A 13,015-nucleotide genomic window follows, 5' to 3' on the forward strand; every position below is an offset into this window, starting at 1 on the left:
AACATCATTCTCCTTTTGTCTGGGAAGGGAGAGGCTATAGTTAACTTAACAGATGAATAATGAAATCAGTTCTATAAAGTGTCGAGGGAGCGAATAGAGATGAAGGCACAATTGTATGTTGTGAAAGTGAATGGATGCTGGCAGGCTCGACTTACCATCAAGGCAATGGTGGATAAATACTTCTGGATGCATGGAGCGTTTGGTGAAGCGGGATTCTTGAACAACGAGATCGCAGAGGAGGGATGGCTGCTAAAAGAAGAACTGCCGCTCGGGGATGCGTGCGTTGCAGTGGAGCTTTGGGATGCGGCTATAAAACGTGGCAGTGTCGGCAGAAACGGTGCGAGTAAAAGCTTAAATGAAGGAGGACGAAATACTGATTATGAGGCGATTGAGTTATTGGCCGCATGTGCGGAGGAAGCAAAAGCTGATGGGGCGAGTGGAGATGCAGCAGCTGGCGGGTTGAATAGTAGTAATCAGAAATCTAGCGAGCTGGAGAGAAATTATCGGAAATACAGTGGTGGAGTAGAGCAAGCAGTTCATAATGGCAAGATTAGTTTGGGGAGTCGTTGGCGCTTTTTGGGTAGTCGAGGGAAGCGGAAAGGAGCGTTGGCGATAGAGAGGCTTTTTGGTTTAGTGGAGAGGTGGGAGAAGGTAAGGGGCGCTGTGGTTGGGGAAATCGGAGGAGAAGCGATTGCGAATAATGGTGAAAAGCGTAGCAGCGCTAAGGGTTTGGGTGGCGAGGAGGCGGGAGTTTATAGCGCTGAAGAGCTGGGAGAGTTTGCGGCAGGAGCGAAGCTTGCCGCGGGTATGCTGCAGGGACGTGCGCTTTTGCGAAGCGAGGCGCACGCCCTGTTGTCTAGCGCAAGCTGTCCCGGTGCCGCGTCAAGCTGGAGAGAATTGCTCCAGCTTGCTTCGCTGCTCGGGCAGGTGCGCCTGAGCGGATCAATAGCCGCCGTGGGTGGCGGGCGATTGGACGCTTTGGGGCGCCGCAGGCGGGAGCGCAGCTGTTTGCGCTGTGGGAGCGGCGAGGCGCAAATGCACCGCACGGCATGTGCAGCGTGCGGGCGGCACTGCGCCTATTGCATGGCGTGCATTGGGATGGGGCGAAGCCGGGAATGTGAGCTGCTTATTACGGGGCAGCGCGCGGGGTTGAATTGGGCAGAGACGACGGTTCGCGGCTCTGGTAAGGGGTTGAGGCCGCTGACGTATGAACAGCGGCTTGATAAATGGGGGCTTAGCCCTGCGCAGACAGCTGCAGCAGCCAAGGCGCTGCAGTTTGTGGAAGAGCCGCCGATAGACGCGGCATTGTCAAAGCTGGACAAGCAGCGCCAGATGAGAGAGTTTCTTCTTTGGGCTGTAACAGGAGCGGGCAAAACGGAGATGATTTTTCCGCTTGTGGAGTCTGTCCTGCTGCGCGGCGGGAAGGCGCTTATTGCCACACCGCGCCGTGATGTGGTGATCGAGCTTGACCCGCGTATTCGGAGAGCTTTTCCTAAGGCTTCAGTCGTAACATTATACGGTGGTAGTGAGCAGCGCTGGGAAAGCGGAGATATTACACTTGCGACAACGCATCAGCTGATGCGGTTTTATCAAGGCTTTGATCTCGTTGTAGTTGATGAACTGGATGCGTTTCCTTTTGCGGGCGATCCACTGCTGCATTTTGCAGCAGACAAAAGCTGTGCGCCAGGTGCTGCTCGCTTGCTGCTGTCTGCTACGCCGCCTAGTGAGCTGCAAAGAGCAGCAAAACGCGGGAAGCTGCCTCATGCAAGAGTACCTGTTCGTTATCATCGTCATCCTCTTCCAGTGCCCAAGCTTCTACAAACGCCTACAGTAAAGCAGATGCTCCAGCACCGCAAGCTGCCGTCAAAGCTCTTAGCAGCCATGCGGTCATCCCTTGATCGAGGCGCTCAGCTGTTTGTATTCGTGCAGCAAATTGCTCAAACCGAGCCTATGGCGGCTTTATTGCGTGCTGCTCTTTCAAATGCTGCTGTTGCGGCAACCTCTTCACAGGATGAAGAACGAACAGAGAAGGTGCAGCGTTTTCGCTCGCGGGATATACGAGTACTAGTCACAACTACGATTTTAGAGCGGGGCGTTACTATCCCAAAAAGCGATGTCTATATTCTTGACGCAGACGGAAGGCTTTTTGACGAGGCTTCACTGGTTCAAATGGCTGGAAGAGCAGGCCGCTCTGCGGATGATCCATTCGGTCGTGTGTACTTTTGCAGCCATGATCGCAATCGCCCACAGCTGCAGGCGGTACGCCACATTCAAACGATGAACCGCATGGCTCGCAAGCAAGGCTACTTGCTCCCCGCATCAAAAGGAGGCTCGCCAAAATGAACGTCTCGCCAAGAGCATGGCTGCAGCGTCTACAATCCGCTTTCACCACATCCGCGCAGCTGCTCGCTCCAACGTCTGCCGCATGTCTCCTATGCGGTAAACCGCAAAGCGAGGCTCGCAGCGCGAGCAGCTACAACCACGCGAAGCTGACGACCCAGCTTCGCAATTCCCTTTGCGGAGCGTGCCTCTCCGCAATACCATGGCTGACCCGCATCGCCTGCCGTAGATGCGGGCGCGGCATCCCATGCGAAGACTGCATACGTCGTCCGCATGGCGCATTCATATGCAACCGCAGCGCGGTTCATTATAATCAAGCCATGCGAGCCATGCTCGCCTTGTACAAATATAGGGGCAATGAGCAGCTTGCTCCTTTGCTCGGGGATATGCTTCTGCCTCCATTCGAGGCGATGACCATGGAAATCATTCAACAGTTTATCGTGGCAAGCAGCAGCAGTCGTAAACCAAAAATATCGATTGCAGACTGCTGGGATGCTGTTACCTACGTTCCTGTAAGTGAAGAACGAGCAGCTGATCGGGGGTTCAACCAAGCGGAGCAGCTCGCCAGCCATATCGCGAGGCGTTTTCAGCTTCCGCTTTTGGAATTGCTCATTCGTTCGCGACATTCAGAGAAGCAAAGCTTCAAAACACGCACCGAAAGAATGCGCGATACGCAATCTCTTTTTGAAGTGAATACGAATTTGAGCTTATTAGCCTCTGAATCCCATAGCAAAAAGCATCTAAACGATAGAGCTATTCGTATACTTTTAATCGATGATATCTACACAACTGGAAGTACGGCAGAAGCCTGCTCAAAGGCTTTGCATTGTTATACGGAGCTTCCACTCGATATCTATATTTTGACCTGGGCTCGTTCATAATTCAGCTAGGCTGATAGATCTAATAATTAGATTGATAGTGAAAAAGTTAATGCTATCGATTAGAATGTAACTAATAGCTAGTATGGTTTTACAAAAAAAGGAGGGCTCAGAGCGATGAACCTAGATAATTGTCCTCGCTGCGGTAAGCTTTTTGCAAAAAACTTTAGAGACGTGTGCCCGGCATGCATGCGTGAAATTGATAAAGAGTATGAGCTTTGCGCAAACTATTTGCGTGAATTTAGAGGCTCAATTATTACTGAGGTATCAGATGCTACTGGCGTTTCGATTAAACAAATTACGAAGTTCATACGCGAGGGACGCATCTCCATTATGAATGCACCTAATATGTCATACCCTTGTGAATCATGCGGAACTCTGATTCGTGATAATCATCTTTGCGACAATTGTCGCAATCGAATTGAGAAGGACAAGAAGCAGATGTTCCAAGACATATCGCGAAAAGAAGATTTAAAAAGTGCTTACAAGCAAACGGGTGTTTATAAAGGCTTAGAAAGATACAATGATAAATGATTTAAGTTAATATTTTGATGACTATAAAATTTCACTTGACTGAAGCCGATAATACTTGTAAAGGTAATCGGCTTTTTTAGTTCCTGTAAATAATGAGGTGGGTAAACAATGAAAATAAATGAGACGAATCGTATCGGAGCACTTAATCCATACCAGAAGCATTCGGAGTCCAGAGTAGGCGGGACAGACAAGGCTAAGCAGAAGGACGAAGTCCAAATCTCTGATGCAGCTAAGGAATTGCTATCGACAAGCAAAGCAAGCGGAGCGGACAGAACAGAACATATTGAGCAGCTGAAGCGTTTGGTAGCAACAGGCAACTATCATGTGGAAGCTGGCAAGATTGCCGAGAAGCTGCTTCCCTTCCTGAAGGAGTAATCCTCTAAATGAATGAGTACATCCAGCAAATCATCGTGATTTTGCAAGAGCTTTTAGACGAGCATCTGCAGCTTATTGAATACGGCAACGCGAAGACGTCGGCTATTACTGTGAACCAAGTAGAGACGCTCTCGTATATTTCCAGCAAAGAGAAGAAGAGTCTTCAGCGGATTATGGATCTGGAGCAGCAGCGTATCTTTTTGATAGGGAAATATATGCTTGATCAGAAGCTGACTGCCCATCGTTCGTTCAAAATGGAGAAGCTCATACAAGCTGTATACCAAGCGAATGAGAAGCAGCAGCTTCAGGCGATATGGAATGAGCTGTCGGCAGCACTTAAGAAACTTCAAGATATTAACGAATTCAATCAACAGCTCGTAAGGATGACTCTGGAGCATTTGCATTTTACGCAAGATTTGCTGCTTGGTCCGACTGAGGAAGAAGCGACCTATCATCGTGCTGTTCAAGGCATGGCCTTAAATCGTAATGGCCGCTTTAATATGAAAACGTAACAAGAGAGGACAATATACGATGGCATCCACTTTTCATGGCTTAGAAACGGCAAGGCGCAGCTTATTTACCACTCAGTCTGCTCTGAATACAACTGGACACAACATTTCAAATGCGAATACGGCAGGCTACTCACGCCAAGTGGTGAACATGACTGCATCAAGACCGATAGACGCGGTTGGTTTCTCCAAATCAACAGCAGCTGGTCAGCTTGGTACAGGGGTTGAGGCGTCTTCCATCACTCGGATTAGAGAGAAGTTTCTGGATAATCAGTATCGCAATGAATATAAATCACTGGGTAATTTCTCAGTTCAGCTCGACACGCTCTCTAAACTCGAGGGTATCGTTAATGAACCAAGCGACACGGGCCTTAGAACGGTGATCTCGAATTTTTGGAATTCGTGGTCAGACCTCAGCAAAAACCCTGAGAATGCGGATGGCCGCAAAGTCGTTATGGAACAAACGATGGCACTTGTGGATTCTTTTAATTACACAGCTAAACAGCTCGGAGATTTAAAAGCAGATTTGACGGAAAATGTAGAGATTAACTTAAATACGGTTAATTCGATTACAACAAGCATTGCTCAGTTAAATGGCGAGATTAGACGAGTTGAAAGCTTAGGCGATAACGCAAATGATTTGCGGGATCAGCGTGACCTGATTACAGATCAGCTTTCGGGATTAATCAATATTCGCGTAGAAGACCAAGAGAGCGGCTACCGCATTACGATGGGCGGTACGGAGCTGGTGCAAGGAACATCTACTGCTTCTCTGGATTCAGCGGCAATTACTACAGCGGTTGCTAATGGTGATTTAAATAGCGGTGCTATTTATGGAACGATATATGCAAGAGATCATTATGTCGAGGGGTACATCGGAGAGCTCAATAATCTCGTTCAAACGATGGCGAATGGCGAATTTGAGGTTACGCTGCCTAAAGGATCTGTTTTGCCAGAAGGAACAGTATTGAATAACGTAACCTATACAGGCACAAATCGTACACTGAACGAAGATACAAAGGTTACGGTAAAAGGGCTCAATGGTTTGCATCAGCTTGGTTATTCGTTGGCTGGACAAGAAGCGGGTTTGCCTTTCTTTACTGATGCAAACGGCAGTACTGCTGGATTGAATGCCGGCAACATCACGCTTAATCCTGCAATTGTTGCAAATTCTAATTTGATTGCGACATCTATGCGGGTAGCTACGAATGCAGATGGTTCAGAGTCAGTCATTAGCGGCAACAACTCCTTGGCCGTCCTTTTCTCACAAATGAGAGATACTCGTTTCGACTTCGACGCGGGTACAGGTGAAAATAAAAACACGGTTGATGCTTATTTCCGTTCTGTTGTGGGCCAGTTAGGTGTACAAGCTGCGGAAGCGACTCGTATGCAGGCGAATCAACAAATTATCGTCGACCAAGTTGAATCCCGCAGACAATCGGTTAGCGGAGTTTCGCTAGATGAAGAAATGTCCAACATGATTAAGTTCCAGCATGCATACAATGCAGCTGCTCGAAATATGACGATGATTGATGAAATTTTAGATAAAGTTATTAATGGGATGGGCCGAGTAGGACTATAATTTTTAAAGCGGAGGTGAGACATTATGTCGTTTCGTGTAACACAATCGATGATGAATACACAGTTGCTTCGTAACATTACAAGCAATATGGGACGTATGAATAATTTGCAAAACCAGCTGTCTACGGGTATGAAGATTAATAAACCGTCAGATGATCCAGTTGGTATCACTTTTGCACTGCGCTATCGCAGTGAACTTGATTCTAATGACCAATATTCCAAAAATGTAAGTTCTGCATTATCTATGCTGGAATATACGGATACTTCTATTGGTCAAGCAGGAGATATTATGCAGCGCGTTAGGGAGCTTTTAGTCAAGGGTGCCAGTGGAACTCTCGAACAAACAAGTCTTGATGCAGTTAAAGTTGAAATGTCACAAATGTATAACCAAATGGTTGAAATCGGAAATAGTCAATTTAACGGAAAACAAGTATTTAATGGTGAAATGACCGGTGAGAAGCCTTATCCAACGATGGGGGTAGAAGGTACAACTGATTTGACAGTTGATCCGCCTTTGTTAAAAGCATATCAAGTCAGCTCGGATAACGGTTCAATTAAATATGAACTATCCGCAGGAATGAAGCTGGGAATAAACATTACAGGCAACGAAGTTTTTGGGGAGGGTATCTCTCCTACGGCAACAAAAGCGGAAATAGAGAGCAGTGACAATGTATTTGTACTCCTTCAACGTGCACATGATATGCTCGCATCTGGTGATCAGAAGGGGATATCAAACTTAATTAGTCAGGTAGATAGTCGAATGAATACAATGCTCACAAAAAGAGCGGAAGTAGGAGCGAAAGTAAATCGGGTCGATATTGTTCAAAATCGACTAGCCGATATTGAAATCAATTTGAAGACGGTACAGGCGAAAACAGAAGACGCAGATATGGCAGAAGTGATTACGAATATGAAAACAGAGGAAAATGTATATCAGGCGTCCCTATCTGTTGGAGCACAGCTTATACGTCCAAGCTTGGTTGATTTCTTGAGATAGGTGGAGATTAACATGCAAATTCCGCAGATTCAAATTCGTACGCAGGATGCAGTACTCTTTATTGATGCCGATATGGGCAAACAGCGTCTTGAGCAGCCCGCTGCTACTGTAGATATGGAGCAAATCAGGCCAGAGCAACATTTTCAAACCACCAAAGGACGACTTGAAATTAATCAAGATCGAGTATGGGATGCGTTAGCGCTTGGAAACAATTTGCAAACGATGAGCAAAATATATTCAATGGCTGCTGATATTGCATTGCAAGGCATTGCACGGATTGTGGAGAAGGGCGATCAAATGGCCTCGATTCATTTAGGAGGAAACCCTATAGCAGAGATGGCAAGGGATTGGAAACGAACTTTTCCTGAATATGATTTCCGTGGGGAAGCTTCCTATGATAATATTGATATCGAGTATATTCCAGGTGAACTTACGATTGATACCACTCCAGGTCGAGTCGACCTTAATGTTCAAGTGAACAAGCCTATTCATGAATATGAACGCGGCAAGCTGGATATTTATATGAGCCAATATCCTAAAGTGGAGATTATTCCACCACAGCTCGAACAGCTTATTTAGACGTTACTGTTTTTTAGACTATAGATCATTTGCGCACGACGCATGAGATCTATAGTTTTTATTTTTAATAAATGAGGAATCCTACTAGGGGGTCATTAAGTGAATATAGAACAGCTAATTTATCAATTTGAACAAGGTATTCCAGGTTTCGAACATTTGAATGGCTTTGTATTTCAAGAATTAGGAAACGAACTTCCAATGAAGCTTATGAAGGCTTCTGAGGACGAAACGATATCGTTGCTGGTTGCGAGTCCATTTTTATTTTATCCAGAATATGAATGGGAACTGCCGGAAACCGTGAAACGAGAACTAAATATTAACGGTGAAGAGGATGTAGAGGTTTGGTCTGTTATAACCATATCCACAGATTTTGCTAATGCAACAATTAATTTGCTTGCTCCGATCGTTTTGAATAAAAGAACATTAACAGGCAAACAGCTAATTCTTCACGATAATACATACAGCTCGCGCGCTCCACTCAACCGAACCTAAGGAGGATGAAAAGCCATGCTCGTTTTATCACGCAAAAGTAATGAGTCTATCATGATCGGTGCGAATGTTGAAATCATCGTACTCGGCGTAGAAGGCGATAATGTTAAACTAGGCATACGGGCACCGAAGGAAGTAGACATCTACCGCAAAGAAATATATATGGCGATACAAGCAGAAAATCGTGCGGCAGCAACTAGTGCGGTATCCATAGAGGATGTATCAAAATATTTTAAAAAATAATTGTTTTTTTAAATATAAGCTATAAACAATTGATGGAGAAATCCGATAAATATAATAGCGCGATAATAGGACGGCCGAACTATTATCGTAAGCTTCCGCAAGGATGCGGAAATACGAAAATTTCAAGGAGGAAATACTAATGATTATTAACCACAATATCGCAGCTCTTAACACACACCGTCAGTTGTCTACTAACACTGCAGCAACTAGCAAATCCATCGAGAAATTGTCTTCTGGTCTTCGCATCAACCGTGCAGGTGACGATGCAGCTGGTCTAGCAATTTCCGAAAAAATGCGCGGTCAAATCCGTGGTCTAGATATGGCTGCTAAAAACTCACAAGATGGTATTTCTTTGATTCAAACAGCTGAAGGTGCTTTGAACGAAACTCACTCCATCTTGCAACGTATGCGTGAATTGGCAGTTCAATCTTCCAATGATACGAACACAGCTGCTGACCGTGAGAAGCTTCAAGCAGAAACAGATCAACTTGCAAAAGAAATTACTCGTATCTCTAATACAACAGAATTTAATACAAAAAACCTTTTGGCAGGCGGCTTGAACAGCACATTCCATATCGGTGCTAACGCTAACCAAAACATCTCAGTTAGTGTAAATGCTATGGATTCAAAAACATTGGGAGTTTCTGGTGATCTGATTACTAGTAATTTGACAGCTGGAAGTGGTGTAACAGGCATTTCACAAGCTTACTCTAATCTTGGAGCAGGAGCTGCGGTGGCAGTTACTGTAACAGCTGCTGCATATGCGCCAGTTGGGGGTAGCTTTGGTGGTGCAGTAACAGCAACTGGCTCTGCATACACAGGCTCTGACAACTTATCTTACCAGTTTGAATCAACTGTAATGGATACAACAACAACAACTCAAGTAAATGAAATCCGGTATTCAACTGATGGTGGAACATCTTGGAATACTTCAACAAGAGATGGATCAGGAAACTTTGCTCTTGGCAATGGAGTTCAAATTCAAATTGCTACTGCTGCTGGTAACGCGGTGGGCGATGCTGGAACATTAAATGTAACTGCAGCAAGCGCTACAATTCAACTTCAAAATACTGCTGGTAATATTGGAACAGCTGTAACAGTGAAATCTAACCAGTCGGGTGTATTAGTTGGTGATAAAACTAGTGGTTTAACTGCAAATATCAACTTTGATTTTGCAACACTAGCAGCTACAGGAGGTACTCCTGTCGCAATTACTCAAACAACAACAGCTTCTACAAAAGCGACTACTGATGCCAATGGTAATGTTACAAGTGAAGCGAACGCTCAAAAAGGTATCAACATTTCCACACAATCATCTGCTAACGCAGCGATTACTGTAATTAATAATGCACTTGAGTCTGTATCTGCAGAACGTTCGAAACTAGGAGCTGTTCAAAACCGTCTTGATCACACAATCAACAACTTGAACACTTCTTCCGAGAACCTGACTGCTGCTGAATCTCGTGTACGTGACGTAGATATGGCGAAAGAAATGATGAACCAAACGAAGAACTCTATCCTTGCACAAGCTGCACAAGCTATGCTTGCACAAGCTAACCAACAACCTCAAGGCGTTCTTCAATTGCTTCGTTAATCTTAAGCAATATAAAGGGATCCTAGACTGTCTAGGATCCCTTTTGTTAAGGTCTCTCTTCGGAGCGGCCTTTTTTGCATTTTAAAAAAGTAAATAGTGAAAAGAATAGATTATGTCAGGATAATGAAATCGATCATAGTTACTCGAATATGTCATTGTGCAACTCCTCAGAACCTAGTATGATATCCTCCTTTGATTATTATTTTTATCAAACACCCCTAAACTATACTCACTTTCAATCCGATAGTAATAGTAGTAGAAGTAATCGGAATTGCTGATGAATGGCAACTCAACGAACATAAATCTAAATATATGTAAAATAAGTAGGAGGACTAATATGGTTAACTCAATTCGCATGGGCGGTTTAGTTTCCGGTCTTGATACAGAAACGATAGTTAAAAATCTTATGAAGGCGGAAAGCTCCAAGCTCAATACACTTCTCCAGAAAAAGCAAACCGAGGAGTGGAGACGCGATCAATACAGAGAAGTAAATACTCTCTTATTGGATTTTAAGAATAAAACCTTTGATATGAAGCTACAAAGTAATTTTCAAAAAAAGGTCTTGACATCCGATAACGATTCAATTGTAGCTGCAAAACAAAAAGGCACACCAAGCGCATCCTCATATAATATTAATGTACAAAGTCTCCCGGAGGCGGCAAAGGCAGCGTCAGTGAAATTCGAAACTAAGAATTTGAAGGACGGGACTACAGCAATAGGTGAATCTTTTGATTTTAAGATCGGATCAACTACCATTAGTGTATCCGAAACGGATACCATTAACAGCCTTATAGCTAAAGTGAATAGTGTCTCATCTTCAACGGGGGTTACTGCGAGTTATTTAAATGATGATAAATCTATAACCTTTACTACTAAGGCTAATGGTACCGATGCGGCTATTGAGATCAGTGGTATTGGGACAGGACTTGCACTTACTAATAAACTTGGACTATCTTCAGGCAAGGTTAATAGCACTGATTTAACAGGCTTTTCTACGAAAAAGGATTATCAACTCTCTGAAAAGGTTAAGCAGGGGGAGCTCAGTGTTAACGGAATTTCCTATAAGATAAATAGCTCAACTTTCACATTCGATGGTATTGAGTTCACTATTAAAGATAAAGGTACAACTCAAATTAATTTGAAGACTGATGAAGATGCCATCTTCAAGTCCATTAAAGATTATATAGATAAATATAATGAGGTTATTGATAAGATCAATACCAAAACAAATGAAAAGACCTATAGGGATTTTAAGCCTCTATTATCTGAGGAGAAAGAATCGTTATCAGAAAAACAAATTGAGCAATGGGAAACGAAAGCGAAGAGTGGCTTATTACGTCAGGACCCAATGCTTAATAACGTTCTATCGCAGTTGCGATTATCTTTATCAGCTAATGTAAAGGGTGCAGGGATAGATCCAAAATATGATAGTTTTAGTAAAATTGGAATCACAACTGGTGAATATTCAGAGAAAGGTAAGCTGTATATTAACGAGTCGAAGCTGCGTGAAGCGATTTCTCAGAACGAGGGAAGTGTAATGGAGTTATTCACAAAAGTGAGTACCTCAACAGATTCGACAACAAAACTGAATGAAAGTGGATTGACCGAACGCCTTTACGATCAAATTAATGTAGCTATGACTAAGCTCTCTGAAAAAGCGGGAAGCAACGCTACAATTATTGATAAGAGTGCATTAGGCAAAGTATTAAGTCAGATCGATACGGATATTAGTAATTGGAAGACCAAATTAGAAAGAATTGAACAACGATACTGGAGTAAGTTTACAGCTATGGAAACAGCAATGAGCAAAGCGAACTCCCAAAGCAGCTGGTTAACACAACAATTTAGTAGTTAAAATTAAATCTTCGCTTGAAGGTATAGAAGGAGAGGAAGTTATGACTCAGGGTACCTCTCTAGATTTTCTGCTTAAGGATTTGTTGAAAAGTACCTATTTGTTAGAAAAGAGTCTGCTAGATAATGAAAGTGAACCTGAAGAATGGATAGAGCTTTTAAATCAAAGACAAGAAATCATGGATAGTTTGTCCATTCTGTTTTCACAGGGTGTTTCTCTAACGGATGCTCAGAAAAAGAGTTTCCTTCAGCCTATTCATGAAGTAGATCTAACGATTGTTCCTATGATTCATCGCAAGAAAAAAGTGTTGGAATTCGAAATGATAAATATGAATAAAAGTAAAGCAGTAAATCAGCAATACGGTGATTTTGGTCATTCGTACTCACCCTATGGTGCGTTTTTTGATAAAAAGAAATAAAGAATGAGCTAGGTTTCTCTTGAGAGAGGCCTATTTTTTATCTATTGAAGAAGTGAATATAGATTTAGAAAGAATTATTACAATAATTAGAATAACGTCTAATACAACTAAGATCGATTGCCGATATATACTGTAGAACAATTGACGCGGAGGAATGATTGATATGAACACGAATGTGTCACCTACAGGGGCAGCTAGTTCTATGAATCGGAGCGCAAGTGCTATCGAATATGGTGGCTCTGTAACGGAAAAATCAATTACAAGTGGCAGTAATGATACACAATCCCTTGCAAAGATAGCGAATTCAGGCGATTTGAAGAAGGCGGAGCTTCGCGGTGAGCATGTCGCAATTAGTGAAGAACAGCTAATTAAAGCTATTGACAGAGCTATTAAAGCTGTGGAGGGTAAGAGTACTAGTTTAGAGTTTTCTGTACACAAGCAGACTAATATTATTTCAGTGAAAGTATTAGACAGTGCATCGGGAGAGGTTATTAGAGAAATTCCACCAGAGAAAAATTTAGATTTTGTTGCTAAACTTTGGGAAATGGCTGGAATACTCATAGATAAAAGAGGATAAAGGTTTAGAGGTATATTTAAATTCCAATTATGATGAGCAGCCTTCCTTT

At 43.3% G+C, this 13,015-nt stretch carries 14 protein-coding genes; all 14 read left to right on the forward strand.

Annotated features, from left to right (window positions below):
* Window positions 1–99: 99 nt before the first annotated feature.
* Window positions 100–2,343: an ATP-dependent helicase ComFA gene (locus AC1DPK_RS20935; RefSeq protein WP_477511506.1), complete on the forward strand. Its 2,244-nt coding sequence runs from the start codon at window positions 100–102 to the stop codon at window positions 2,341–2,343.
* Complete coding sequence (locus AC1DPK_RS20940; RefSeq protein WP_477511507.1) at window positions 2,340–3,221, forward strand: ComF family protein; 882 nt, start codon at window positions 2,340–2,342, stop codon at window positions 3,219–3,221. Before AC1DPK_RS20935 ends, AC1DPK_RS20940 begins: the two co-directional genes overlap by 4 nt.
* Window positions 3,222–3,335: 114 nt before the next feature.
* Entirely contained in the window at window positions 3,336–3,752 is a 417-nt protein-coding gene (locus AC1DPK_RS20945; protein ID WP_076266200.1) for a TIGR03826 family flagellar region protein, read from the forward strand.
* Between the two features lie 108 nt (window positions 3,753–3,860).
* Window positions 3,861–4,127: a flagellar biosynthesis anti-sigma factor FlgM gene (gene flgM, locus AC1DPK_RS20950; RefSeq protein WP_477511508.1), complete on the forward strand. Its 267-nt coding sequence runs from the start codon at window positions 3,861–3,863 to the stop codon at window positions 4,125–4,127.
* Between the two features lie 8 nt (window positions 4,128–4,135).
* A complete protein-coding gene (locus tag AC1DPK_RS20955; protein ID WP_076266198.1) occupies window positions 4,136–4,639 on the forward strand; it encodes a flagellar protein FlgN in 504 nt (167 codons plus the stop codon).
* A gap of 19 nt (window positions 4,640–4,658) precedes the next feature.
* Window positions 4,659–6,218, forward strand: a complete 1,560-nt coding sequence (gene flgK, locus AC1DPK_RS20960) for a flagellar hook-associated protein FlgK (protein WP_477511509.1) — start codon at window positions 4,659–4,661, stop codon at window positions 6,216–6,218.
* A gap of 24 nt (window positions 6,219–6,242) precedes the next feature.
* Window positions 6,243–7,214, forward strand: coding sequence for a flagellar hook-associated protein FlgL (gene flgL, locus AC1DPK_RS20965; protein WP_477511510.1), 972 nt, complete (start codon window positions 6,243–6,245; stop codon window positions 7,212–7,214).
* Window positions 7,215–7,226: 12 nt separating this feature from the next.
* Window positions 7,227–7,793, forward strand: coding sequence for a DUF6470 family protein (locus tag AC1DPK_RS20970; protein WP_477511511.1), 567 nt, complete (start codon window positions 7,227–7,229; stop codon window positions 7,791–7,793).
* 99 nt (window positions 7,794–7,892) lie between these two features.
* Complete coding sequence (locus AC1DPK_RS20975; RefSeq protein ID WP_477511512.1) at window positions 7,893–8,285, forward strand: flagellar assembly protein FliW; 393 nt, start codon at window positions 7,893–7,895, stop codon at window positions 8,283–8,285.
* 15 nt (window positions 8,286–8,300) lie between these two features.
* Window positions 8,301–8,525: a carbon storage regulator CsrA gene (gene csrA, locus AC1DPK_RS20980; RefSeq protein ID WP_477511513.1), complete on the forward strand. Its 225-nt coding sequence runs from the start codon at window positions 8,301–8,303 to the stop codon at window positions 8,523–8,525.
* 139 nt (window positions 8,526–8,664) lie between these two features.
* Entirely contained in the window at window positions 8,665–10,119 is a 1,455-nt protein-coding gene (locus tag AC1DPK_RS20985; RefSeq protein ID WP_477511514.1) for a flagellin N-terminal helical domain-containing protein, read from the forward strand.
* 337 nt (window positions 10,120–10,456) lie between these two features.
* Window positions 10,457–11,974, forward strand: coding sequence for a flagellar filament capping protein FliD (fliD, locus tag AC1DPK_RS20990; RefSeq protein WP_477511515.1), 1,518 nt, complete (start codon window positions 10,457–10,459; stop codon window positions 11,972–11,974).
* 40 nt (window positions 11,975–12,014) lie between these two features.
* Window positions 12,015–12,389 carry a hypothetical protein gene (locus tag AC1DPK_RS20995; RefSeq protein WP_477511516.1) on the forward strand — a complete coding sequence of 125 codons (375 nt, stop codon included), beginning with the start codon at window positions 12,015–12,017 and terminating at the stop codon, window positions 12,387–12,389.
* Window positions 12,390–12,552: 163 nt separating this feature from the next.
* Window positions 12,553–12,966, forward strand: a complete 414-nt coding sequence (locus AC1DPK_RS21000) for a flagellar protein FlaG (RefSeq protein ID WP_477511517.1) — start codon at window positions 12,553–12,555, stop codon at window positions 12,964–12,966.
* The last annotated feature ends 49 nt before the right edge of the window (window positions 12,967–13,015 follow it).

Source organism: Paenibacillus sp. 01T424 (assembly GCF_056398745.1).

Excerpts from the sequence above, each read along its gene's own strand:
- csrA (WP_477511513.1), top strand. The coding sequence starts at position 8,301 with ATGCTCGTTTTATCACGCAAAAGTAATGAGTCTATCATGATCGGTGCG.
- fliD (WP_477511515.1), top strand. The coding sequence starts at position 10,457 with ATGGTTAACTCAATTCGCATGGGCGGTTTAGTTTCCGGTCTTGATACA.
- AC1DPK_RS20945 (WP_076266200.1), top strand. The coding sequence starts at position 3,336 with ATGAACCTAGATAATTGTCCTCGCTGCGGTAAGCTTTTTGCAAAAAAC.
- flgM (WP_477511508.1), top strand. The coding sequence starts at position 3,861 with ATGAAAATAAATGAGACGAATCGTATCGGAGCACTTAATCCATACCAG.
- AC1DPK_RS21000 (WP_477511517.1), top strand. The coding sequence starts at position 12,553 with ATGAACACGAATGTGTCACCTACAGGGGCAGCTAGTTCTATGAATCGG.
- AC1DPK_RS20940 (WP_477511507.1), top strand. The coding sequence starts at position 2,340 with ATGAACGTCTCGCCAAGAGCATGGCTGCAGCGTCTACAATCCGCTTTC.
- flgL (WP_477511510.1), top strand. The coding sequence starts at position 6,243 with ATGTCGTTTCGTGTAACACAATCGATGATGAATACACAGTTGCTTCGT.
- AC1DPK_RS20970 (WP_477511511.1), top strand. The coding sequence starts at position 7,227 with ATGCAAATTCCGCAGATTCAAATTCGTACGCAGGATGCAGTACTCTTT.
- AC1DPK_RS20995 (WP_477511516.1), top strand. The coding sequence starts at position 12,015 with ATGACTCAGGGTACCTCTCTAGATTTTCTGCTTAAGGATTTGTTGAAA.
- flgK (WP_477511509.1), top strand. The coding sequence starts at position 4,659 with ATGGCATCCACTTTTCATGGCTTAGAAACGGCAAGGCGCAGCTTATTT.
- AC1DPK_RS20985 (WP_477511514.1), top strand. The coding sequence starts at position 8,665 with ATGATTATTAACCACAATATCGCAGCTCTTAACACACACCGTCAGTTG.
- AC1DPK_RS20935 (WP_477511506.1), top strand. The coding sequence starts at position 100 with ATGAAGGCACAATTGTATGTTGTGAAAGTGAATGGATGCTGGCAGGCT.
- AC1DPK_RS20955 (WP_076266198.1), top strand. The coding sequence starts at position 4,136 with ATGAATGAGTACATCCAGCAAATCATCGTGATTTTGCAAGAGCTTTTA.